The 22,222-nt window shown below is 70.1% G+C and carries 22 protein-coding genes; 9 read left to right on the top strand and 13 right to left on the bottom strand.

All coding sequences use genetic code 11. The features are described from left to right. Positions 1–2: 2 nt before the first annotated feature. A complete protein-coding gene (locus E1264_RS16640) occupies positions 3–1,418 on the bottom strand; it encodes a cytochrome ubiquinol oxidase subunit I (protein WP_132174414.1) in 1,416 nt (471 codons plus the stop codon). A 171-nt stretch (positions 1,419–1,589) separates the two neighbouring features. Here E1264_RS16640 and E1264_RS16635 point away from each other — a divergent pair, with 171 nt between their 5' ends. Further along, the gene (locus E1264_RS16635; RefSeq protein ID WP_132174412.1) at positions 1,590–2,174 is read left to right on the top strand and encodes a Uma2 family endonuclease; all 585 of its coding nucleotides are present in this window, start codon (positions 1,590–1,592) and stop codon (positions 2,172–2,174) included. 217 nt (positions 2,175–2,391) lie between these two features. Here the strand turns inward: E1264_RS16635 and E1264_RS16630 are convergent, their stop codons facing one another. Then, positions 2,392–3,225 carry a serine protease gene (locus E1264_RS16630; RefSeq protein ID WP_132174410.1) on the bottom strand — a complete coding sequence of 278 codons (834 nt, stop codon included), beginning with the start codon at positions 3,223–3,225 and terminating at the stop codon, positions 2,392–2,394. Between the two features lie 258 nt (positions 3,226–3,483). On the opposite strand from E1264_RS16630, the gene E1264_RS16625 reads away from it, so the two are divergent. Both E1264_RS16625 and E1264_RS16620 read left to right on the top strand, forming a co-directional pair. Beyond that, positions 3,484–3,753 carry a hypothetical protein gene (locus E1264_RS16625; RefSeq protein ID WP_132174408.1) on the top strand — a complete coding sequence of 90 codons (270 nt, stop codon included), beginning with the start codon at positions 3,484–3,486 and terminating at the stop codon, positions 3,751–3,753. 6 nt (positions 3,754–3,759) lie between these two features. Beyond that, the gene (locus E1264_RS16620; protein WP_207935965.1) at positions 3,760–4,290 is read left to right on the top strand and encodes a dual specificity protein phosphatase family protein; all 531 of its coding nucleotides are present in this window, start codon (positions 3,760–3,762) and stop codon (positions 4,288–4,290) included. Here the strand turns inward: E1264_RS16620 and E1264_RS16615 are convergent. After that, a complete protein-coding gene (locus E1264_RS16615; RefSeq protein ID WP_132174406.1) occupies positions 4,284–5,279 on the bottom strand; it encodes a helix-turn-helix domain-containing protein in 996 nt (331 codons plus the stop codon). The two genes, E1264_RS16620 and E1264_RS16615, sit on opposite strands and share 7 nt — an antisense overlap. Positions 5,280–5,380: 101 nt before the next feature. On the opposite strand from E1264_RS16615, the gene E1264_RS16610 reads away from it, so the two are divergent. Together E1264_RS16610 and E1264_RS16605 are read left to right on the top strand one after the other, a co-directional pair. Then, positions 5,381–5,830, top strand: coding sequence for a rhodanese-like domain-containing protein (locus E1264_RS16610; protein ID WP_132174404.1), 450 nt, complete (start codon positions 5,381–5,383; stop codon positions 5,828–5,830). A gap of 211 nt (positions 5,831–6,041) precedes the next feature. Beyond that, complete coding sequence (locus E1264_RS16605; RefSeq protein WP_132174402.1) at positions 6,042–7,649, top strand: DEAD/DEAH box helicase; 1,608 nt, start codon at positions 6,042–6,044, stop codon at positions 7,647–7,649. Between the two features lie 87 nt (positions 7,650–7,736). On the opposite strand, the gene E1264_RS16600 is transcribed toward E1264_RS16605, so the two are convergent. Beyond that, positions 7,737–8,549: an acyltransferase gene (locus E1264_RS16600; RefSeq protein WP_132174400.1), complete on the bottom strand. Its 813-nt coding sequence runs from the start codon at positions 8,547–8,549 to the stop codon at positions 7,737–7,739. 161 nt (positions 8,550–8,710) lie between these two features. Continuing rightward, entirely contained in the window at positions 8,711–9,184 is a 474-nt protein-coding gene (locus tag E1264_RS16595; protein ID WP_132174398.1) for a hypothetical protein, read from the bottom strand. A gap of 165 nt (positions 9,185–9,349) precedes the next feature. On the opposite strand from E1264_RS16595, the gene E1264_RS16590 reads away from it, so the two are divergent. Continuing rightward, positions 9,350–9,874, top strand: coding sequence for a peptidylprolyl isomerase (locus E1264_RS16590; RefSeq protein ID WP_132174396.1), 525 nt, complete (start codon positions 9,350–9,352; stop codon positions 9,872–9,874). A gap of 47 nt (positions 9,875–9,921) precedes the next feature. Then, complete coding sequence (locus tag E1264_RS16585; protein ID WP_132174394.1) at positions 9,922–10,818, top strand: rhomboid family intramembrane serine protease; 897 nt, start codon at positions 9,922–9,924, stop codon at positions 10,816–10,818. A 212-nt stretch (positions 10,819–11,030) separates the two neighbouring features. Here the strand turns inward: E1264_RS16585 and E1264_RS16580 are convergent, their stop codons facing one another. Beyond that, the gene (locus E1264_RS16580; protein ID WP_132174392.1) at positions 11,031–11,288 is read right to left on the bottom strand and encodes a cell division protein CrgA; all 258 of its coding nucleotides are present in this window, start codon (positions 11,286–11,288) and stop codon (positions 11,031–11,033) included. Positions 11,289–11,369: 81 nt separating this feature from the next. On the opposite strand from E1264_RS16580, the gene E1264_RS16575 reads away from it, so the two are divergent. Beyond that, entirely contained in the window at positions 11,370–12,113 is a 744-nt protein-coding gene (locus E1264_RS16575; RefSeq protein ID WP_132174390.1) for a DUF881 domain-containing protein, read from the top strand. Between the two features lie 34 nt (positions 12,114–12,147). After that, positions 12,148–12,783 (top strand): class E sortase, encoded by a 636-nt coding sequence (locus E1264_RS16570; RefSeq protein WP_132174426.1) that lies wholly within the window; start codon positions 12,148–12,150, stop codon positions 12,781–12,783. 685 nt (positions 12,784–13,468) lie between these two features. On the opposite strand, the gene pknB is transcribed toward E1264_RS16570, so the two are convergent. The 7 genes from pknB to E1264_RS16530 all read right to left on the bottom strand — a co-directional run. After that, positions 13,469–15,271 carry a Stk1 family PASTA domain-containing Ser/Thr kinase gene (gene pknB, locus E1264_RS16560; RefSeq protein WP_132174386.1) on the bottom strand — a complete coding sequence of 601 codons (1,803 nt, stop codon included), beginning with the start codon at positions 15,269–15,271 and terminating at the stop codon, positions 13,469–13,471. 22 nt (positions 15,272–15,293) lie between these two features. Next, positions 15,294–16,718 (bottom strand): serine/threonine-protein kinase, encoded by a 1,425-nt coding sequence (locus tag E1264_RS16555; protein ID WP_132174384.1) that lies wholly within the window; start codon positions 16,716–16,718, stop codon positions 15,294–15,296. After that, positions 16,715–18,208: a penicillin-binding transpeptidase domain-containing protein gene (locus E1264_RS16550; protein ID WP_132174382.1), complete on the bottom strand. Its 1,494-nt coding sequence runs from the start codon at positions 18,206–18,208 to the stop codon at positions 16,715–16,717. The genes E1264_RS16555 and E1264_RS16550 overlap by 4 nt, the downstream gene beginning before the upstream one ends. Before the next feature lie 10 nt (positions 18,209–18,218). Further along, positions 18,219–19,805, bottom strand: a complete 1,587-nt coding sequence (locus E1264_RS16545; RefSeq protein ID WP_132174380.1) for an FtsW/RodA/SpoVE family cell cycle protein — start codon at positions 19,803–19,805, stop codon at positions 18,219–18,221. Next, the gene (locus E1264_RS16540; protein ID WP_132174378.1) at positions 19,806–21,392 is read right to left on the bottom strand and encodes a Stp1/IreP family PP2C-type Ser/Thr phosphatase; all 1,587 of its coding nucleotides are present in this window, start codon (positions 21,390–21,392) and stop codon (positions 19,806–19,808) included. Further along, positions 21,389–21,886, bottom strand: a complete 498-nt coding sequence (locus E1264_RS16535) for an FHA domain-containing protein (protein ID WP_132174376.1) — start codon at positions 21,884–21,886, stop codon at positions 21,389–21,391. The genes E1264_RS16540 and E1264_RS16535 overlap by 4 nt, the downstream gene beginning before the upstream one ends. An 11-nt stretch (positions 21,887–21,897) precedes the next feature. Further along, a partial coding sequence (locus E1264_RS16530; RefSeq protein ID WP_132174374.1) for an FHA domain-containing protein occupies positions 21,898–22,222 on the bottom strand: 325 nt, incomplete at its 5' end.

The raw sequence follows: 22,222 nt of genomic DNA, 5'->3' as shown, positions 1-22,222 counted from the left end.
CCTCAGTAGGCGAACGCGAGCGAGCGCTCGGAATCGTCGTCGGAGTCGTCGTCGGAAGGCGGCGGCAGCGCCTCGTCCTCGGACGGCGGCCCGGCCTTGGCGTACTTGAGCATCAGCCCGGCCTCGATGACCGCGAGGACGGCATAGAGCGCGGTCAGCGAGACGACCGAGATGAGCATGGACGACGCCGTCACACCCGGGGACACGCTCGCCGACGTCTTCATCACGCCGTACACCGACCAGGGCTGCCGCCCCATCTCCGTGAAGATCCATCCGGCGGAGTTGCCGATGAACGGGAGCGTCAGCGACAGCATGCCGACCCGGTACACCCACGGGTTGGACGGCAGGCGCCCGCGCCGCAGCATCCACAGCCCGGCGAACGAGACGAGCGCGGTGAGCATCCCGACCCCGACCATGAGCCGGAAGTTCCAGTAGATGGCGGGAACGAACGGCCGGTAGTCCCCGGGCCCGTGCCGCGCCTCCTCGGCCGCCTGGACGTCGTTGATCCCCTTGACCTCGCCGTCGAAGGTGCCCGTGGCCAGGAACGACAGGACGCGCGGCACCTTGATCCCGAAAATCTCCTCATCGCCATCCGGCGTCCCGACCGTGAAGATCGACAACGAGGCGGGCTGCTCGGTCTCGTAGAGCGCCTCGGCGGCGGCCATCTTCATGGGCTGCTGCTCGGTCATGACCTTGCCCTGCAGGTCGCCGCTGACGGCGACGCCGATCGACGCGACCGCCGTGACGGCCAGCGCCAGCCGCAGCGAGGGCCGGAACACCTCCACGTTCTTCCGCCTCGCCAGATGCCACGCGCTGACGCCCGCCATGAACATGCCGCCGGTGACGAACGCCGCCGTGACCGTATGCGGGAACGCGACGAGGTGCGTCGAGTTGGTCAGGACGGCCCAGAAGTCGGTGAGGACGGCCCGTCCGGTCTCCTCGTCGATCCGGTAGCCGACGGGGTGCTGCATCCAGGAGTTCGCGGACAGGATGAAGAACGCCGACAACTGTGTCCCGATCGCCACCAGCCAGATGCAGGCCAGGTGAACCTTCTTCGGCAGCCTGTCCCAGCCGAAGATCCACAGCCCGAGGAACGTCGACTCGACGAAGAACGCGAGCAGCCCCTCGATCGCGAGCGGCGCGCCGAAGACGTCGCCGACGAAGCGGGAGTAGTCACTCCAGTTCATCCCGAACTGGAACTCCTGCACGATGCCGGTGACGATCCCCATCGCGAAGTTGATCAGGAAGAGCTTGCCCCAGAACTTGGTGGCGCGCAGGTAGGCGGTCTTGCCCGTCCGGACCCAGGCCGTCTCCAGCCCCGCGACCAGCGCGGACAGCCCGATCGTCAGCGGAACGAAGAGGAAGTGGTACACGGTGGTGATCCCGAACTGCCACCGCGCGATATCGACCGTGTCCATGCCCCGCGCCGCCCCTTCGACTAACTACTACAAGCTGTAGTACTACGTCCTGTGGGACATACTACGGCCTGTAGTACTACCAGACGTCGTTAACTCCCTCACAGCCGTTCGAGAGGTACACGGGTACCCTGACCAAGTACCTGCACCAACGGACCGGAGGCGCTACCGGCCATGCACGCGCTGACTCTTCCGTTGCCCGCCGGCGATACCTGGACTCGGGCAGAATTCGAGGCCCTGCCTGAAGACCTCCCGGTACGCGTCAGCCTCATTCACGGAGAACTCGTCGTGAGCCCACGGCCCCGCCCGATCCATCAGCGCATCGCGCGGCGTCTGGCGACTCGTATCGAGGAGGCCGCTCCCGGCGGATGGCAGGTCGACACCGACGTGGACGTTCTCTTGGACGACGACGAGACCGAGGCGGTCGAGATCGCTCCCGACGTCGTCGTGTACTCCACTGACCACGACCCCTACGAGCGCCCCATTCCTGCCGACCTGGTTAGCCTCGTCGTTGAGGTGGTGTCGCCGTCCACAAAGCGCAAGGACCGGCGGTCACACCCGGAGCTTTACGCGGAGGCGGGTATCCGTCACTTCTGGCGGGTCGAGACCGACCAGACCGCGCCTGCGTTCGCGATCTACACCTACGAGATCGACGACGCCACCGGACGATACGTCGCGACCGGCGTGCACCACGATCGGGTCTCCGTCACCTCGCCCTTCGATCTCGACATCGAACTCAAGCCCGTTCGGGATCGCTGACTCTTGCCTGGCGTGTTGGCCTGACCGCGGGCCGGTGTGAGACGAGCAACTATGCAGAGACTCGGCGAGCACGGTCGGCCACATACGGAGCCCAGCTGTTGCTTTGCGGGACTCCAAGGACCCTGACGGGCCCGGCTGGACGCTGGCGCCTGGTGGGGGAAAGGAAGACGCCTCGCAGCTCTCGGTGCGGAGAGGTGCGAGGCGTCTTGTCCAGGGGCTAGCCGCGGGGGGCCGTGCAGCCGGAGCGGTTGAAGTCGAGGGTGGTTCCGGGGGCTATGCAGTTGGCCAGCGTGTAGGTCTGCTGGGCGTAGCCGATCTGGCGGCGGACGGTGACGGTGCCCTGCTCGTCGACCTCGCAGGGGTTGTTCAGGGTGCAGCGGCCGCCGCTCTCGTTGATGGTGTTGTTGACGCCGATGACCTTGCCGGACGCCCCGTCGATGGCCGGGGAGCCCGAGGTGCCGCCGATGACGTTGCACTGGGACGTGTAACGCAGCGAGTCCTTCCACGTCCACTCGGCCTCACGGACGCGGTAGGCGAAACCGTTGAGCTGGCACGTGTAGATGCGCTTCCAGTAGCCGGAGACAACGTGCAGCGTGCCGCCGGACGCCGGGCGCTGGAGGACCATCTCCAGCGCGCGGGTGTTGTACTGCTGCTGGATCTGGGCGTAGGTGCTGCTGAGCTTGTACAGGGCGGCGTCGGTGTCGGTCATGGTCCCGTACAGCACCGACGTCGCGCGCAGGGTGCCCAGGTTCCCGCCGCTGGAGTTCAGGAGGGTGAACGTCCGGCTGGACGCCCGGTTCGTGATCACCTGGCCGGCCGGCGGCATGCCGGTCTCCAGGCAGTGGCCGTTGGTGAGCACCATCGCGGGATCGCTGTCGGCGGAGTTGGGCGTGCGGACGACGGAGCCCGAGCAGTTGCTCAGGGCGACGATGCCGGAGAAGTCGGCGGCCTTGACCCGCGGGGTGGCGGCGTACGAGACGGACGCCATGGCGGTGAGGGTCGTGAGGGCGAGGAGCGCGGCGGACAGCACGCCGAGAATGCGTCTTTGCATGGCGGGGGGTCCTCTCGGGAGGGTCGGTGCGGCAGGCGGGCGCCGCTGGCGAGGGAGCAGCCGGAACAGGCGGGCGGCCATGGAGAACCCGCCGGGGGCGGACGTCCCGGCAGCGTGATGCTAACCATGGGCGCGGCGTCCGGGAAGGGGTGATTTGTCTGATCTGGCGGACTTTCGCGAACTCGGCAGGGATTGCACAGTGATCACGGCCGAGCCAGGCCATATCCCGATTCATGATCGCATCGTTAGACTCCCGGCATGGACCTCAGGGACGCGACGCGCATGATCCTTTCCGAGTCCGCGGCCCATCCGGAACTGCTCCGGGTGACCCGGCAGGCCCACGACCGGCTGGCTCTCGGGCAGCAGGTGGCGCACACCGATCTGGACTGGATGCTCCGGGAGGCCGCCCGCAAGAACGTCTACCCCGGCCTCCACTCGCGATACGGCGCGGCGGCGTTCGAGGACATGGTCACCGTGTTGTGCCACGAGATCGACCGGCAGGCGCCGGTCGCCGTCCAGCGCGGGTGAGCCGGGGTGGTGCGCGTCAAGGGCAAGGGCCGGGGAGCGCCGGATGCGGAGCATCCGTGGAATGAGATCGTCCCTGGCCTGTGGATGGGCGGGCACCATTACGCCGCGGCGTCCGGAGAACGTGTCCCGGCCGTTGTGACGGACGAGTTCGACACCGTCATCAGCCTTTACCGGCGAGACGGTCACGGGCCGCCGCCGAATGTCGAGCACCATTACGTCGAGATGCCCGACGCTCCTCTGACCGCTGAGCAACTGGAGGCCGTTTGTCGGCTGGCCGACACCGCCGTGGAGGCGCTTCGGCAGGGGCGGCGGGTTCTCGTCCGGTGCCATTCGGGCTATAACCGGTCGGGGCTCGTCGTCGCGCAGGGCCTCATCGGGATGGGGTATTCAGCGGACGACGCGGTGTTCCTCATCCGGTACCGCCGGTCGAAATGGGCGCTGAACAATCACGTGTTCGTCGACTACCTGAGCACCGGGCTGGACGTCGCGCGCCTGCTCACCGGCCTTGAGGACCTCCAGCAGGACGGCGGTCACTGAACGGCGGCGGCCGTCGCGCGGAACGTGCGCCGGTAGGCGGACGGCGACGTCTTCATCGCCCGGACGAAATGGTGCCGGAACGTCACCGGGCTCTCGAATCCGACCGCCGCGCCGATCTCCTCGATCGGCGTACGGCCCTCCTCCAGCAGCGGCAGCGCCGCCATGATCCGCTGGGTGATGACCCAGCGGAGCGGGCTCGTCCCCGTCTGCCGGCGGAAATGCCGGATGTAGGTGCGCGGCGCGAGGTGCGCCTCCCGGGCCAGGCGCGCGACCGTGATCGGCTCGGCGAGATGGGCGAGCGCCCACGCCATGCTGCGCGCGACCGCGTCGTCGCCGCCGTCGGGGCGGGTCACGGCGGCCTCGACGAACTGCGCCTGACCGCCCTCCCGGTGCGGCGGGACGACCAGCCGCCGCGCCACCGCGTTCGCGATCCGGGCGCCGTGGTCCTTGCGGACGAGGTGCAGGCACATGTCGAGCCCGGCCGCGCTGCCCGCCCCCGTCAGCACGTCGTCGCCGTCCACGTACAGGACGTCCGGGTTCACGCGCACCTTCGGATAGCGGCGCCGTAGCAGGTCGGCGTACCGCCAGTGGGTGGTGGCCTCGCGTCCGTCCAGCAGGCCGGCCGCGGCGAGCGCGAACGCGCCCGAGCAGATCGACACGACGCGGGCGCCGCGGGCGTGGGCGTGCCGGAGCGCCGCGACGATGTCGGGCGGGGGTTCGTCCCGGACGTCGGGGACCGCGACGATGATCACCGTGTCCGCGGCCGCGAACTCCGCCAGGCCGTGCTCGATGGTCAGCGTGAAGCCGCCGACCGCCCGGATCGGGCCGCGCTCCGGCGAGCAGACCCGCAGGTCGTACCAGGGGACGTCCAGCTCGGGGCGCGGCAGCCCGAACACCTCGACGACGGAGCCGAGCTCGAACGGCGCCATGCCGTCGAACGTCAGCACCGACACCGTGTGCCGGCGGGCCGGCGGAGCGATGGCCACCATGGCGAAATCTTAGCGATAGTCGGCGATCAGGCCACTTCTGGGACGATGCGGCCGCCGCGCAGCATGGGGCCGTCCACGATTTCCGGCTTGAGGAGCGTCACATGATCGATTTCCTGCCCGCGGCGTCCAGCGAGGAGGCCGTCCGGCATTTCGCCGCCCGCCTGTCGTTCGAGACGGACGTGTCCGACGTCGCCGACGACCTCGGCGGTGACGCGATCGTGGTCGTCGACGCGCGCGGCACGCGGAGCTGGAAGCAGGGACACATCCCCGGCGCGCTGCACCTGCCGACCCCGGAGATCGCCGCGCGCGCCGCGTCGCGGATCCCGGACGGCAGGACCGTAGTCGTCTACTGCTGGGGGCCCGCCTGCAACGGCGCCACGAGGGCCGCGCTGGAGTTCGCGAAGCTCGGCTACCCGGTCAAGGAGATGATCGGCGGATTCGAGTACTGGGCCCGCGAGGGGCTCCCCGTGGATACCGTCCCGGGGACGGTCACGCGCCGCTCCCCCGACCCGCTCACCGCGCCCATCAGCGCCGTCTCCTGCGACTGCTGACACGCCGTTGGACGAGTGAGCTTGAATGTTCCGGCAGAGGCGGGGCATAACGCGGTGCCCTGCCGACGTTAGACTCTAGGAATCATTCTTCGACGCCCCGATGGCGTCTGGCTCGTCCTTGCAGCCCACGCGGACCGTGGTGCCTCCCGAGACGTGCCCCCCTCTCGGAAGGTAATGCGTGACCACAGCTGCCGCTGCACAGAACCCGACCATGCCCGCGACCACGGGCGATGAGCGGGTTCCCACGTTCGCCGAGCTCGGCCTCCCGGCCGCGCTGGTGAGCTCTCTCGCCCGTCAGGGCATCGACGCGCCGTTCCCGATCCAGGCCGCCGCGATCCCCGACATCATGGCCGGACGCGACGTCCTCGGACGCGGCAAGACCGGCTCCGGCAAGACCCTCGCCTTCGGGCTGCCGCTCCTCGCCCGACTCTCCGGCCGCAAGGCCGCACCGAAGCGCCCGCTGGCGCTGATCCTGGTCCCGACCCGCGAGCTGGCCCAGCAGGTCCAGACCAACCTGGAGCCGCTCGGCCGCGGCCTCGGGCTGCGGTTCAAGACCGTCATCGGCCAGACCTCGATGTTCAAGCAGATCGACGCGCTGCGCCGCGGCGTCGAGGTCCTGGTCGCCACGCCCGGCCGCCTCAAGGACCTGATGCGCCAGGGCGCCTGCGACCTGTCCGACATCGAGATCGCCGTGCTGGACGAGGCCGACCACATGGCCGACATGGGCTTCCTGCCCGACGTCACCGACATCCTCGACGCCGCCAAGCTCGGCGGGCAGCGCCTGCTGTTCTCCGCCACCCTCGACAAGGACGTGGACGTCCTGGTCAGGCGGTACCTGAGCAACCCGGTGACGCACGCGATCGGCCCGGTGGACGAGTCCGTCGACACGATGGAGCACCACCTGCTCCTGGTCGCGCCGAAGGAGAAGGCCGCGGTCACCGCCGAGATCGCCAACCGCGAGGGCCGGACGATCCTGTTCGCCCGCACCAAGCACGGCGTCGACCGGCTCGCCAAGCAGCTCGCCCAGGTCGGCGTCCGCGCGGCGGGCCTGCACGGCGGCAAGAGCCAGGGCCTGCGGACCCGCACGCTCGCCGAGTTCCGCGAGGGCTCGATCAGCGTGCTCGTCGCGACCGACGTCGCGGCCCGCGGCATCCACGTGGACGACGTGACCCTCGTCATGCACGTCGACCCGCCCGCCGACCACAAGGACTACATGCACCGCGCCGGCCGCACCGCCCGCGCCGGCGAGAGCGGCACCGTCGTGACGCTCGTGCTGCCGCACCAGGTGCGCGCCACGTCCGCGATGACGCGCCGCGCGGGCATCAACGCGCCCCGCGTCCGGGTCACCACCGGCGACGACGAGCTGGTCAAGCTGACCGGCGCCCGGCCGCCGTCCGGCATCCCGATCGAGGGGCCGATCATCCCCGAGCGCCCGCGCCGCGGCGAGGGCGGCGGTGGACGGGGAGGCCGTCCGGGCGGGCGCCGCGGACGCGGCCCGCGCTCCTTCGACCGCGAAGGCGGACGCCGCCGCGGCGGCTCCCATGAGCCGCGTGGCGGTTCGTACGAACCGCGCGGCGGCTCCTACGAGCCGCGTGGTGGTTCGTTCGAGTCCCGCGACGGTGAGCACCGCGGCTCGCACCCCGGCGGCGACCGCCGCGGAGGCGGCCCGCGCACCGGCGGCGCGCCCCGGACGGGCGGCGCCCAGCGCTCCGGAGGCGGTCCGCGCTCCGGTGGCGGCTCGCACGGGAATCGCCGAGGCGGCTCCTACGCCTCCGACCGCCGCGACAACACCGACCGCCGCGCCGCGCGCTACAACTGACAAGCGGCACCCTGGAGCCCCGCCCTACAAGGCGGGGCTCCTCGCTTGCCGGTGCCGCCCGGGTGCCGCCCCGCCCGCTCGACGGCGTCAGCCGGCCTCCTCCTGGAGGGCGTCGTCGCCGTCGCGCCGGCCGGACTCCTCCCGGAGCTTGTCCTGAAGGACCTGGAGTCCCTCAAGGCCGTTCACCGACAGCGCCGCGAGCTCGTCCAGCGACATGAGCGGGTGGGTGCGCAGCGGCGGCTGCCAGCCGTTCTCCTTGTCGTGGGAGCGCAGGATCTTCGCCGGGACGCCGCCGATCACCGCGTGGTCGGGGAACTCCCCCCGGACGACGGCGCCGCCCGCGACCGCGACGTTCCGGCCCAGCCGCGTGCCCGGGAGGATGATCGCGCCGGTCCCGATCCAGCAGCCGTCGCCGATCACGACGGGATTGTTCTCCGGCCACTGCCGCCCGATCGGCGTGTGCAGGTCTCCGTAGGAGTGGTTCTGGTCGGTGATGTAGACGTTCGGCCCCGTGAAGACGTCGTCGCCGATGACGATCGACTGGTGGCCGACGATGTGCGTGCCGCGCCCGATCGAGCAGCTCCCGCCGATGCGGACGACGACGTCCGGGCCGAGGTCGAGCCCGGGGACGAAGCCCGCCGAGATCGTGACGTGCGTCCCGACGAGCGTGTGGTCGCCGATCGAAATCCATGGCTCGCCGTAGACGGCGCCGACCGGGAAGCCGATGCACACGCCCTCACCCAGATACGCGAACCGGCGGCGGCCAGGCGTCTGAGGGGTGATCTCGCCGCGCCGCTGGACCCACTCCAAGGTGCGGTGCAGGGCGATGTGAACGCCCTGGCGGGCGCGCTGCCCGACCCCGTCCGCCACCGCCTGCCGGATCGAGCGTTTCCGCGACATGGCGTTCACCGTACCGGTTGGTAGTAACCGCAGGGACAGAGGGGACGCGACGGACCACCACAGACCAAAAGCGCACGGCGAAGGGCCCGGTCACGAATGACCGGGCCCTTCTATGAGTCTTCGCCCTCTCGCCCTTGCGTCCGCCCAGAGCGCGGACGGGCTCAGTGCGGCGAGTCCACCTGACCGTCGACGTCGGCGCCGCTGACCGTCATGGAGTCGGCCGAGGTGGCGTCCCCCACATGGTCACCGGAACCCTTGGTCAGGTCGCGGATGACACCGCGCCGCGTCGCCACAGCGCCGGCCACGCCGACGGCGGCGACCACCCCCATCATCGTCATGAGCGCGCCACGCCCCGGCCTGGTCCGCTTCGGCGGCTCCATCCGGTGCGCCACATCGCTCAGGAACATGCTCACCCGCGGTGCCAGCCCGGTCTCCACATACCGGGCGGCCTGCCGGAGCCTCGGTGCGCTCCAGCCGCGGACGACCATCACCCGCTCGCCCGCGACGGGCACGATCCGCTCGGCCGCCGAGGACGCGCCCTGCCGGCACATGTCGGCGCCTTGGCGGGCCGTCTCCTGGACGCGTCCGAACCGTGTCAGACCGTCCTCCTGCGGCTTCCGGCGGATACTCATCATTAGGGACACGCTAACCTCCCTGTTTGCGAGGTCCTGTCTGCAGCCTTCCCAGCGACCGGGGGGTAAACCCTGATCACGCGACCATGAGGTCACCGAGCGTGACAAATTCGGGCATGACCGTGACCGCGCCGTCGGACGTCACAAAACCACTCACGAGGGGGCCACGTGGCCAACGAGATTTTCGCGAAGCTGAACACCTCGCTCGGGACGATCGTCGTCCAGCTGTACCCGGAGCAGGCGCCGGAGACGGTGGCGAACTTCGTCGACCTGGCGGAGGGCAACAAGACCTGGCACGATCCGCGGACCGGCCAGAAGTCGGACGCGCCCCTCTACGACGGCACCGTCTTCCACCGGGTCATCGACAAGTTCATGATCCAGGGCGGCGACCCGCTGGGCACCGGCACCGGCGGCCCGGGCTACGAGTTCAAGGACGAGTTCCACCCCGACCTGAAGTTCAACAGGCCCTACCTGCTGGCGATGGCCAACGCCGGGCCCGGCACCAACGGCTCGCAGTTCTTCATCACGCTGAGCGTCGGGCACACCCAGCACCTGACCGGCCGGCACACTATCTTCGGCAAGGTCATCGAGGGCACGGACGTCGTCGACCGCATCGGCAAGGTCCCGACCGGGCGCCAGGACCGCCCGACCGAGGACGTCGTGCTCCAGTCGGTGACGATCGACCGCCGTTAGTCGTTCCATAGGGTGTGAGACCTGGCAACGGCCTTACGGAGCCATAGATGAGCACAGACCACAGTCCCGCTCCCGAGACCTCGGTGCCGACCTGCTACCGGCATCCGGGGCGGGAGACGTACGTGCGCTGCACCCGGTGCGACCGCTACATCTGCCCCGAGTGCATGCGGGACGCGGCGGTCGGGCATCAGTGCGTCGAGTGCGTCGCCGAAGGCAACCGCGGCATCCGCAAGGCCGTCCCGCGTACGGTGCTCGGCGCGCGGGGGTCCACGTCCGCCGTGCCGGTCGTCTCGTACACGCTCATCGGCGCGTGCATCGCCATGTACCTCGCGGAGCTGGCGTCGTGGCGCGTCGTGTGGGAGTTCATGATGCTCGGACGCGGCGTCCTGCCGGACGGCAGCGTCGGCGGCGTCGCCGAGGGCGAGTGGTACCGGCTGTTCACCACGATGTTCCTGCACCAGCGCGGCGGGACGTTCGGCATCACCCACATCCTGTTCAACATGTGGGCGCTGTGGGCGGTCGGCCCCTCGCTGGAGCAGGTGCTCGGACGGTGGCGCTTCCTCGCCCTGTACGTGTTGTCGGGCTTGGGCGGCTCGGTGCTGCTGTACCTGGTCGGCGCCCCGCAGGACTCGGCCGTCGGCGCGTCGGGCGCCATCTTCGGCCTCTTCGGGGCGTTCTTCGTGATCGGCCGCCGGCTCGGCAGCCCGGTCGGGCCGATCGTGTTCCTGCTGGTGATCAACCTGGTGATCACGTTCGGGGTGCCGAACATCTCCTGGCAGGGACACATCGGTGGGCTCGTGGTCGGCGCGGCGCTCGCCGCCGCGTACGCCTACGCGCCCGAGGCGCGGCGGCGCGTGATCAACATCGCGGCGCCGCTGCTCACCTTCGCCCTGCTGGCGGCCCTGGTCATGATCAGGACGGCGGACCTCAGCCCGGCGGCCTGACGGCGCGGGCGCCGCGGCCCACGGGCGGCGGCGCCCGGCACGTCCCGTCCAACTGGAACGTGCCACTCCGGCGGACGACCGGCATCGCGACCGTGCCCACGGCCTACACCGGCCGCACCGTTCCCCTCACGGGGCGGCGCGGCCGGTTGCGGGCTGTGGAAAACCTGGGGATAGCCGGGGTGGGAGGTCCCCGACCTGTGGATAACTAACGGTCAGCGCCACTTGGTCGACAGGATCACGCCAAGGATGATCGCGGTGAAGCCGATGCCGAGATTCCAGTTGTGCAGGTCGGTCATGTACGGCACGTCGGTTCCGGTGCTGGCGGTCACGTAGAAGACGGCGATCCAGATCAGGCCGATGAGCCACAGGCCGACCATCGTGGGCACCAGCCAGCGCGGGCTGACCTCCGGGGCCTTGGACTTCTGCGGGGGCGTGTAAACGGCCTTCTTGCGCACTTTGGACTTGGCCACGGTGGATTCGATCTCCTCGGGCGTCCGGCGGCCGGAGCGCCGGACCGCGCATGGGTGTTTTGTCGGTTAGCGTAGTCGCTGGTGTGCAGAGTACGGCTTCCAGCGTGGGGAAGCATCATCCCAGTTCTCACGCTCCTCGCGGGAACCCTGTTCGCGGCGAGCGCGAGCACGGCCCGCGGCACGAGCCTGCGCGAGCAGGGCCGCACCCGTGTCACCGAGCTCATCGCCGCTGAGCAGCACCGGAGCCGTCAGGAGCGCGCCGAGTACCGGCGCCTCCGCCACGAGGTCGACGGTATCTCCCGGGAGGCCGGACGTCACGACGCCCGCGTGAAACACGCCCAATCCGAGGCGGACCGGTTGGCATCCCGTGCCGGATTCACCCCGCTCACGGGCACGGCCGTCCAGGTCGCGCTGGACGACGCCCCGCAGCCGGCGTCCGGCGACCTGCCCCGCGACGTCCGTCCCGACGACCTGGTCGTCCACCAGGCGGACGTGCAGGCCGTCGTCAACGCCCTCTGGGCCGGCGGCGCCACCGGGATGCAGATCATGGACCAGCGGGTGATCTCGACGAGCGCGGTGCGCTGCGTGGGCAATACGCTGATCCTCCAGGGCGTCGTGTACTCCCCACCGTTCCGGATCACCGCGACCGGCGACCCGGAACGGCTCCGCGCGGCGCTCGGCGCGTCCCGCGAGATCGCGATCTACCGGAAGTACGTCCGCGCGTACGGGCTCGGCTACTCGGTACGGACCGTGGAACGCGCCACGTTGCCGCCCTACACCGGCAACGTGACGATGAAGCACGCTACGGCGCCGGCCGGCGGCTAGCCCGGCCCCCGACGGAGGAGGACGCTCGGTGCGGATGGTCATCCGTGGCATGGGCGAGCTGTGCATCACCGCCGGACTGATCCTCATGCTCTTCGTCACGTACTCGCTGTGGGGCACCGGCCGCTACACCCAGGGCCAGCAGGACCGCCTCGGCGACGAACTCCTGCAGGACTGGGGCAAGGTCACCACCGAGCGGGTGAAGCTCGGCAAGGGCCTCGCGATGATCCGCATCCCCCGCTTCGGGAAGGACTACCGCTTCGTGATCATCGAGGGCGTGGACCGCGAGGACCTCCGCAAGGGCCCCGGCCACTACCCCGGCACCGCGCTCCCCGGCCAGGTCGGCAACTTCGTCGTCTCCGGCCACCGGACGACCTACTCCGCGCCGTTCAACCGGCTCGGCGAGCTGAAACGCGGCGACAAGATCCTCATCGACACCCGGGACAGGCAGTACGTCTACACGGTCACCGGCCGCGACATCGTGAAGCCGTCCGCGACGGAGGTGACCGCGCCCGTCCCCCGCCACCCGAAGCGCAAGCCGACCAAGCCGCTGATCACGCTCACCACCTGCCACCCCAAGTACTCCGCCGCCGAACGAATGATCATCTTCGGCGAGCTGGCGTCCGCACTACCTCGCGTGAACCAGGCGCGGCAGCCCGCCGCCGGAAGCTAGGAGGCATCCCGTGTACGCCTGGATCTGGCGCCACCTGCCGGGCGAATGGCAGACCAAGACCGCCACGGCCCTAGGTCTCATCATCGCCATAGCGGCAGTCTTCTGGTACGTCGTGTTCCCCTGGGTAGAGCCAAAGGTCCAGTTCGACCACGGCGTAGTAGACCGCCCAACCCCGACCGGCTCCCCAACAACCCGAGACTGACAGCACCCGCCGACCCGCAGCACCCACTGCCCGGAGCGCTCGTCGGCTGCAGTGCAACCGGACGCACTGACCGCAACCGGCACCGCAACCACGCGACAACCGGAATCGTCGCGATCGCGTCCGAAGGCAGGTTCGAGCGAAGCAAGAACCTGATCGCGCAGCGAGCCGCCAGGCGAGCCGGAGCGATGCAGCGATCGCACGCAGTGCTCGACGATGGAGGGCCGCCAAGGCCCGAAGGAGGAGAGCACTGCAGACAAGCAAGAGGGCTTCCGCCACTCGGGGGCAATGGCGGAAGCCCTCGATATGGTCTTCGTCACGGGGCCTTGAGACGTTACGGATTTCAACCGAAATTTTCAGATCACTCGTATATTGCGCCGGTCGTCCGGCATCCATGCAGGTCAGCGCGGTTCGGCGTCGAGACGATCAAGGGCCCTGAACCTTCCCTTGTGGGAGGTTCAGGGCCCCTGATGTGTGTCCGTCCGGCTACCCGTCGCCGCCGCCCGGTGGCCAGGGGATGCCCGGGCTCTGGCTCGGCGGGGGTGGCTGGGTCTGCTGCTTCTGGGCCACGAAGATCGTGACGGTGTCGCCCGGGGCGACCGTCGCGTCCGGGGTCGGCTGCTGGTCGTAGACGAAGCCGGGGGCGACGGGCCGGTCCGGCGGGGCCGGGCCCTTCTCCACATTGCAGCGCAGGCCGAGGCCCTCCAGCTTGGCGCAGGCGGCGCGCTGGCTGCTGTTGAACAGGTTCGGCACCTTGAGGTTCGCCGGGCCGTTGGAGACGACGACCGTGACCGTCGAGCCCTTCGGCGCCTTCGAGCCGCCGGGCGGGTCGGTGCTGATGACGTCGAGGCGCGGGACGGAGTCGCTCGACTCCACCTTCTTCTCGACGTCGAAGCCCTGCTCCTCCAGGAGGCTCTTGGCCGAGCTGTACGACTTCCCGGTCACGTCCGGGATCTCGACCTCCGAGGGCGGCTTCTCGCCCCTGGAGACCACCAGCGTGATCGTCGCGCCCTTCTCCGCCTGGGTGCCGGGCTGCGGGTCGGAGCTGATGACGTTGCCGCGCCTGATCTTGTCGCTGTACTCCTGCTTCGGCTCGCCGACCTGGAATCCGAGCTTGGTGAGCTCGGCGGTCGCGTCGCTCTGGCTGGTGTTGACGATGCTCTGCGGGATCGCGACCTGCTCGGTTCCGCCGCCACCGCCGCTCATCATCCAGCCGATGAGCGCGGCGCCGCCGATGAACAGCACGGCGAGGCCGATCCACAGCGCGGCCTTCTTGCCGGCGCCGCCGCGGTCGGGCATGTCGTCGTCGTAGCGCGCGGGCGGGATGCCGTAGTCGTCCGGCGGGCGCCGCACCTGGGTGCGGGGGCCGCCCGGGTAGCCGCTCATGACCTGGGTGCCCTGCGGCTGCCCGCCCATGAGCATGGTGGACGCGGCCGTCGACGCCACCGGCTGCCCCTGCAGCACGCGCTGGATCTCCTGCCGGAACTCCGTGGCGTTCTGGTAACGGTTGTCTGGCTCCTTCGCCATGGCCTTCAGCACGATCGCGTCCGCCCACTGCGGGATCTGCGGGTCGACGCCCGACGGCGGGACGGGCTCCTCCCGGACGTGCTGGTACGCGATCGCGACCGGGGAGTCGCCGGTGAATGGCGGCTTGCCGGTCAGCAGCTCGTACAGGACGCAGCCCGTCGAGTAGATGTCGCTGCGGGCGTCGACGCGCTCGCCGCGCGCCTGCTCCGGCGACAGGTACTGCGCGGTGCCGATGACCTGCGCGGTCTGCGTCATCGTGGCGGCGGTGTCGGCCATCGCGCGGGCGATGCCGAAGTCCATGACCTTGACCTCGTGCTGCCGGGTCAGCATCACGTTGGCCGGTTTGATGTCGCGGTGGACGATCCCGCCGCGGTGGCTGTAGTCGAGGGCGCGCAGGATCCCGTCGGTGACCTCCAGCGCCTTCTCGGGCAGCAGCGCGCGGTTCTCCCGCAGCAGGTCGCGCAGGGTGCTGCCGTCCACGTACTCCATCACGATGTACGGGATGGAGTTGTCGCCGATCATGTCCTCGCCGGTGTCGTACACGGCGATGACCGAGGGGTGGTTCAGCGACGCGGCCGACTGGGCCTCGCGCCGGAACCGGGCCTGGAACGTGGGGTCACGGGCCAGGTCGGACCGCAGTGTCTTGACCGCGACGACGCGATCAAGGCGCAGGTCTCGGGCACGGTAGACCTCGGCCATGCCGCCCCGCCCGATCACCGTCTCGAGCTCGTAGCGGCCGCCGAGCAGCCGAGGTTGACTCATATGTGCACTTTCCCTCGTACGTCTACACCTTGTCCTCCGAACCTAGCTTCCCGCTCTGGGTGGGAGAGGGATCCGGGCTCGGAGTTGACGGAGTCGTGGCGCTCTCCGCCGGTGTCGGTGTTTGGTCTGGGGCGGTGCGCGTCGCCCTGTGCGGATTCGTGGATGGCTTCTGTGATGGGGACGCCTGGCGGGTCCCCGGCGTTGACGGACGGATCCTATGCGTCCGCGGCCCCTGCGGGACAGTCGGCCTGGGTGTGACACGGGATCGGTACCTGCCCGACTCGCCCGGCGCGGTGCCCGGGACGTCGACGCTGCCGTCCCCGACGGGCCGTGTGGCGGGGGCGCCGGGCGGGTCCCGCTCGTCCTCACCGGAGGCGGCGAAGGCGAACCCCTTCCAGAGCGACCCGATCACGATGGCCGTGACGACCAGCAGCACGGCCGCGACGGAGGTGTACGCCCGCGCCGAGCGCCTGCCGGGGCGCTCGTGCCCGCGCGCCGGCCCGCGCACCGGTCCCCTGGTGAGGTTATCCGGCCCCCCAGACCCGTCAAATCCAGACAAAACAGACGATTGGGTAACAATCTGGGGTCGTGCCGGGCGACGTGGGGCGTCCACCCGGACCGGCCGGCCCGTGCTGAGCGCCGCGCGGATCGCCAGCGCCCGCTCGGCGACCGTCGCCGCGTCCGCCGGACGGCCCGCGGGATGCTTCGCCAGCATCTCCATGATCAGCTCGCGGGCCGCCGCCGGGAACCGCGCCGGCAGCTCCGCCGGCGCCTCCCGGACGTGCCGCAGCGCGACCTCCACCGGCGTGGAACCGTCGAACGGCGGCGCGCCCGTCAGGCACTCGTACGCCACCACGCCCAGCGAGTAGAGGTCGGCGGACGGCGTCAGCTTCAGCCCCTGCGCCTGCTCGGGGGAGATGTAGTGCGCCGTCCCCATGACCATGCCGGTCGCGGTCTGCGACGCCGCCGCCAGCTGCCGCGCGATCCCGAAGTCGGTGATCTTCAGGACGCCGTCCGGCGACACCATCAGGTTCGCGGGCTTGACGTCCCGGTGCACGACCCCCGCCCGGTGCGCGACGGTCAGCGCCCGCCCCGCCTGGACCAGCAGGTCGAGGACGGCCTCCAGCGGCAGCCCGCCGTCGCGCGCGAGGATCCCGTCCAGCGGCTCGCCCGCCACCAGCTCCATCACCAGGTACGTCCGGCCGTTCTGCTCGCCGAAGTCGTAGGCCCGCGCGATCCCCGGATGCCGCAGCTCGGCCGCGAACCGGGCCTCCGACTCGAACCGGGTCCGCGCCGACAGGTCCGAGACGAACTCCCGGCGCAGCAGCTTCACCGCGACCGGATGCCTGGAGACCTCGTCGTCCGCCCGCCAGACCTCGCCCATCCCGCCGACGGCCAGCCGCTCCAGCAGCCGGTACCGCCCGTTCAGGACGAGGCCCGTGCTCACTTCTTCAAGACCTTGGCCATGATCGCCCCTGCGATCGGACCGGCATTGGTCGCGCCGTCGCCGGACCCCTCGGTCACCACGGCGAAGGCGTAGCGCGGGTTCTCGATCGGGCTGAACCCGACGAACCAGCGGGAGTTCGGGATGCCGGACGCCGGGTCCTGCTCGGCGGTACCGGTCTTACCGGCGATCCGCATGCCCTGGAGGTTCTTCGCGGTGCCCTCCGTGATCACCGCCCGCATCATCTCCGCGAGCTGGTCGGCGTGGTCGCCGCTCATCGCCTCCCCGAACTCCTTCGGGGACGCGTTGTACAGCTCGCTCTGGTCCTTCGCCCGCACCTTCTGCACCACGTACGGGTTCATGATCTTGCCGTCGTGGGCGACCGCGGCCCCGACCATCGCCATCTGCAGCGGCGTGGCCCGCACGTTCTCCTGGCCGATGCCGGAGCGCGCCGTCCCGTCCTTGCCGGTCTCGACCGTCTTGCCCTTGGAGTCCGTGACCGACACCGGGACCGCGCTCTGCGCCGAGAACATGTCCGGCTCCACCTTGATCCGCTCCCCGAACCCGAACTTGGCGGAGCCGTCGTGGAGCTGCTGGATGCCCATGTCGAGCGCCATCTTCGCGAACGAGGTGTTGCACGACTCGGCGAACGCGCCCTTCAGCGGGGCGGTGCCGGCGCAACTGCCGCTGTCGTGCGAGTTCGGCAGCGGGCGTCCGGACTCCGGCAGGATCAGCTGGCCGGTGAGGACGCTGGAGGAGATGCTGAGGTTGAGCCGCTCCATCGCCACCGCCGAGGTGACCGCCTTGAACGACGAGCCCGGCGGGAACGTCTGGCTCAGCGCGTTGTCGACCAGCGGCCGGATGACGCCGTCGCCCTTCTCAAGCTGCTCCAGCCGCTTCGCGCCCTTGTCACCCGTCTGCGGCGCGACCTCGTTCGGGTCGTAGGACGGCCACGACGCCGCCACCTTGATCGCGCCGGTCTTGATGTCCATCACCACGGCGCCGCCGCGGCGGCCCTGCTGCGTCTTCGCCTTCAGCTGCGCGTACGCCGTCCGCTGCGCGTCCGGGTCGATCGTCAGCTCGACGTTCGCGCCCTCCGCCTTCTTGCCGATGAACGTGTCGAACCAGCGCTGCTGCGTGATGCGCCTGTCCTTGCCGGCCAGCAGCGAGTTGTAGGCCCGCTCCACCTGCGAGGCGGTGCCGCTCGTCGTGAACGCCCCGGTGATCGGCGCGAAGACCGGACCGTCCTTGTAGACCCGGGAATACTTCTCGGCGTCCTCCTTGAACCGCTCCGAGACCACGAGGACCTCGCCGCCCGCGGAAATCTGCCCGCGCGGCGACTTGAGCGGGTCGGCGTACTGCCGGGCGTTGTTGGAGTCGGTCCGCAGGTCCTCCGCCTGGCTGCCCTGGACGTAGTTCACCTGCGCCATCAGCCCGAAGAACAGCAGCAACGCGAAGATCGCCACCCGTCGAACCGGCTTGTCCATGTTCATGGGACGGAAATCACCTCGTGCTCACGATCTGGGTCATGCCCTCGTCCTGGATCGCCTGTGGGGCCGGCTTGCGCGCGTCATGGCTCATCCGCACCAGGATCGCGATCAGGATCCAGTTGGCCATCAGCGACGAGCCGCCCTGGGACAGGAACGGCGTCGTCAGGCCGGTGAGCGGGATCAGCCTGGTCACGCCGCCGACGATCACGAAGACCTGGAGCGCCAGGACGAACGAGACACCTCCCGCGAACAGTTTCAGGAACGGGTCGCGCGCCGCCACCGCGGTCTTCATCCCGCGCTGCACGATCAGCGAGTAGATCAGCAGCAGCGCCATCAGCCCGGTCAGCCCGAGCTCCTCGCCGATCGAGTCGAAGATGAAGTCGCTGAACGACAGCGGCGTCCGCCACGGCTCGCCCTGCCCGAACCCGGTGCCGAGGACGCCGCCCTGCGCGAGCGCGAACAGGCCCTTCATCAGCTGCGCGCTGTCGGCGTAGGACCCGCCGAGCTCGGCGCACGCCGAGAAGCCGGGCGAGGCCGACCCCTGCGCGTCGAACCGCTTGTATATCTCGGTGTTGGGGTTGACGGGGACGACCTTGCCGCTCTCCAGCAGGCAGCCGCCGTCGAAGTACGGCTTCGGGTTCTGCCAGATGTCGATGCGCTGGTTCACGTGGCCCATGAACGGCAGCAGCGTCGCGACGAACACGCCCGCCGCCAGCAGCCCGACACCGATCACCACCCACGACACCCGCTGCGTCGCGATGTACAGCATCGAGATGAACAGGCCGAAGAACAGCAGCGCGGTACCGAGGTCCTTCTGGACGAACAGGACGCCGAGCGAGAAGAACCAGAGCACCATGATCGGGCCGAGGTCGCGGGCGCGGGGCACGCTCAGCGGCCCGATCTTCTTGCCGATCAGCGACATGGCCTGCCGCTTGTTCACCAGGTAGCCCGCGAAGAACACGACGAGCAGCAGCTTGGCGAACTCGCCGGGCTGCACCGAGAACGGGCCGAGCTGGATCCACACCCGCGCGCCGTTGATCTCCGCGCCGATGCCGGGGACGATCGGCAGCAGCAACAGGATGACGGCGCTGAGGCCGATCAGGTACGTGTAGCGCTGCGCGGTCTTCGGCGTGAACGACAGCGGGGCGTCGCTCTTCTCGGTGTCCCGCATGATCAGGACGGCGGCGACGAACAGGACGATGCCGACGAACGTCCACATCAGCTGGCTCGGCGCGTCGGCGGCGTCCTCCAGGACCTTCTTGCCCGCGGCCGCGGCGGCCTTGCGGTCGTCGCTGGTGTCCAGGTCCAGCCGGTAGATCATCGCGAGCCCGATGCCGTTCAGCGCCACCGCCAGCGGCAGCAGCAGCGGATCGGCGTACGGGGTGAACTTCATCTGGACGAAGTAGGCGGCGAGCGCCAGCACGGCGAGCCCGCCGCCGTACACGAACAGCCCGCCGGGGATGTAGCCGTCACGGGCCAGGCCGACCTCCGCGAACGCCGACAGCGTCAGCACCATCGCGAAGATCAGCAGCGCGAACGAGGCCGCGTTGCGCCGCTGGTACGGCAGCCGCGCCCTGATCTGGTCCCCGATCGACTGCATCTACGGCTTCCCTCGGTTGGGGGGACAGTCAGCGGGCTTGTCGGGAGCGCCCTGGGTGCACTTGTCGCGGCGGTCCGTCATCTGCTTCAGCCGGGCCTGCGCGCCGGCCCGGCCGATGATGTCCTTGACGGTGCCCTTCGTGATCGCGTCGGCGTCGGAACGGGTCAGCTCGGAGATCGGGACGCCCGTGGGCTTCACGTCCTCCTTGCAGCTCTGCTGGCTGCGGCCGCGCACGATGGAGACGTTGTTGGACTCGTTGACGAGGCTGTACTTGCAGACGCGGGAGACCAGCAGCTGCCACTCGTCGGAGCCGTCCACCGAGTAGGTGGCCTTCACCTCCTGCTGGAGGTCCTGGGGGAGGTCCTCGACCATGATGGGCTGGAGGTTCTTCACGTTCGCCTTGCGGGACATGTCGAAGCCCAGCACCGACTGCGGCGTCCCCCGGTACAGGACGGCCTGGCCCTTCTCCTCGCCGATGTAGTAGCCGTTCCGGACGGTCTGCACCAGCACGAACCCGCCCGCCAGGACGCACACGACGACGACGCCCGCGACGACGAACAGCCACGTCCAGCGGCGCACGCCGCCCCGGCGCGCCCGCATCGGAGCCTGCTGCATCGCGCCGCCCGCCATCGGCGGACCGCCCATCGGGTCGGCCATCGGCGCCTGCGCGGGGGCCGGCGGCGGGGGCATCTCGTCCACGGCGACCGGCGGCTGCGGCCTGGTGTCGCGGAGCTGCGCGGCCCGCCCGGCGGGCGTGTCGGCGGCGGTCGTGTTCGCGCCGGGCCCCCCGCCCGGCGGCTCCGGCGGCGAGGCGTTGGCCGCCGCGCCGACCGCGTGCCCCGGCCCGCCCGTCGGCGGCTGGCGCTCCAGGTCGATGACGTCCGCGACCACGCAGGTGATGTTGTCGGGGCCGCCGCCGCGGTTCGCCAGGTCGATGAGCTGCCGGACGGCCTGCTCCGGGTCGTCCACGTCGGTCAGCACCTGGAAGATCGTCTCGGCGGTGACGACGCCCGACAGGCCGTCCGAGCACAGCAGGTACCGGTCGCCGACCTGCGCCTCCCGCAGGGACAGGTCGGGGTCGACTTCGCCGCGCCCGTCCAGTGCCCGCAGCAGCAGCGAACGCTGGGGATGGGACGCGGCCTCGTCGGGGCTGATTCTGCCCTCGTCCACCAGCGACTGGACCAGCGTGTGGTCGTGCGTGATCTGGAAGAGGCTGCCGTCCCGCAGCAGGTAGGCGCGGGAGTCGCCGATGTGGACGAGCGCGACCTGGTTGCCCGCCCACAGCATCGCCGTCAGCGTCGTGCCCATGCCCTGCAGCGCCGGATCGGACTCCACGATGCGGTGCAGGTTGTCGTTCGCCGCCCGGACCGTGTGCTCCAGCGCGGCCAGCAGCTCCGTCGCGGGCAGGTCCTTGTCGAGCGCCCGCAGCGCCTCGATCGCCGCCGCGCTGGCGATCTCGCCGCCGACGTGCCCGCCCATCCCGTCGGCGACCGCGAGCAGGTGCGCGCCCGCGTACGCCGAGTCTTCGTTGCCCTCGCGCAGCATGCCGACGTCGGAGCGCGCGGCGTAGCGGATTCCCAGAGTCATTTGCGCAGCTCGATCACGGTCTTGCCGATACGGACCGGTACGCCGGGCGGGACCGGCATCGGCCGGCTCACCTTCGTGCGTCCGAGATATGTGCCATTGGTCGAGCCGAGATCTTCCACGATCCACTGACCGTCCTGCGCATAAAGTCGGGCATGCCGGCTCGAAGCGTAGTCGTCGGTCACTACAAGCGTGGCGTCATTGGCCCGACCGATGGTGATGGGCACCCCCGTGAGGTCGATGACCGTGCCGGCCCGTTCGCCCTGCACGACCACCAGCTTCGTTGGGGCGCCCTGCTGGGCGCTGCGCTGCTGCCGCGGCGGCTTCGGCTGCCGCTGCTCCCGTGGAGGCCGCGGCTGGGACGCGCGCTGGGCCGCTCTCGTCGCGGCCTTCGAGCCGAACAGGTCGGCCCTGATCACGCCGACGGCCGCGATGACGAACAGCCAGAGGACCGCGAGGAACGCCAGCTTGATCAGGGTGAGGGTGAAAGGGGACATCGGAGTCGGGGTTACTCCCTATCGCGGCGGAACACAAGAGTGGTCCGGCCCATCGTCACGCGGGAGCCGTCGACCAGCGTGACCCGCCGGATCGGCTGCCCGTTGACGAACGAGCCGTTGGTCGACCCTAGATCCACGAGAGCGATTTCGGGACCTTCTACGCGTATCTCGGCATGGTGCCGGGACACTCCCGGGTCGACGAGGCGCAGATCGCAGTCCGTCCCGCGGCCCAGCAGGGTCACCGGCGTATTGATCTCATAGGTGCGCTGGGTCGTGTCCGACCCCTCGACGGCCGTCGTCACCAGCAGCCGCGGATGCCCCCCGAACACCCCCCCG

This window comes from Actinomadura sp. KC216 (genome assembly GCF_004348535.1).
Classification (GTDB): Bacteria; Actinomycetota; Actinomycetes; order Streptosporangiales; family Streptosporangiaceae; genus Spirillospora.
This window is presented reverse-complemented; position numbering and strand designations above follow the sequence as displayed.

What these genes read in the sequence shown, in the direction of transcription:
- E1264_RS16640 (WP_132174414.1), bottom strand. Translation starts at nt 1,418, where the DNA reads ATGGACACGGTCGATATCGCGCGGTGGCAGTTCGGGATCACCACCGTG.
- E1264_RS16635 (WP_132174412.1), top strand. Translation starts at nt 1,590, where the DNA reads ATGCACGCGCTGACTCTTCCGTTGCCCGCCGGCGATACCTGGACTCGG.
- E1264_RS16630 (WP_132174410.1), bottom strand. Translation starts at nt 3,225, where the DNA reads ATGCAAAGACGCATTCTCGGCGTGCTGTCCGCCGCGCTCCTCGCCCTC.
- E1264_RS16625 (WP_132174408.1), top strand. Translation starts at nt 3,484, where the DNA reads ATGGACCTCAGGGACGCGACGCGCATGATCCTTTCCGAGTCCGCGGCC.
- E1264_RS16615 (WP_132174406.1), bottom strand. Translation starts at nt 5,279, where the DNA reads ATGGTGGCCATCGCTCCGCCGGCCCGCCGGCACACGGTGTCGGTGCTG.
- E1264_RS16610 (WP_132174404.1), top strand. Translation starts at nt 5,381, where the DNA reads ATGATCGATTTCCTGCCCGCGGCGTCCAGCGAGGAGGCCGTCCGGCAT.
- E1264_RS16605 (WP_132174402.1), top strand. Translation starts at nt 6,042, where the DNA reads ATGCCCGCGACCACGGGCGATGAGCGGGTTCCCACGTTCGCCGAGCTC.
- E1264_RS16600 (WP_132174400.1), bottom strand. Translation starts at nt 8,549, where the DNA reads ATGTCGCGGAAACGCTCGATCCGGCAGGCGGTGGCGGACGGGGTCGGG.
- E1264_RS16595 (WP_132174398.1), bottom strand. Translation starts at nt 9,184, where the DNA reads ATGATGAGTATCCGCCGGAAGCCGCAGGAGGACGGTCTGACACGGTTC.
- E1264_RS16585 (WP_132174394.1), top strand. Translation starts at nt 9,922, where the DNA reads ATGAGCACAGACCACAGTCCCGCTCCCGAGACCTCGGTGCCGACCTGC.
- E1264_RS16570 (WP_132174426.1), top strand. Translation starts at nt 12,148, where the DNA reads ATGGTCATCCGTGGCATGGGCGAGCTGTGCATCACCGCCGGACTGATC.
- pknB (WP_132174386.1), bottom strand. Translation starts at nt 15,271, where the DNA reads ATGAGTCAACCTCGGCTGCTCGGCGGCCGCTACGAGCTCGAGACGGTG.
- E1264_RS16550 (WP_132174382.1), bottom strand. Translation starts at nt 18,208, where the DNA reads ATGAACATGGACAAGCCGGTTCGACGGGTGGCGATCTTCGCGTTGCTG.
- E1264_RS16545 (WP_132174380.1), bottom strand. Translation starts at nt 19,805, where the DNA reads ATGCAGTCGATCGGGGACCAGATCAGGGCGCGGCTGCCGTACCAGCGG.
- E1264_RS16540 (WP_132174378.1), bottom strand. Translation starts at nt 21,392, where the DNA reads ATGACTCTGGGAATCCGCTACGCCGCGCGCTCCGACGTCGGCATGCTG.
- E1264_RS16535 (WP_132174376.1), bottom strand. Translation starts at nt 21,886, where the DNA reads ATGTCCCCTTTCACCCTCACCCTGATCAAGCTGGCGTTCCTCGCGGTC.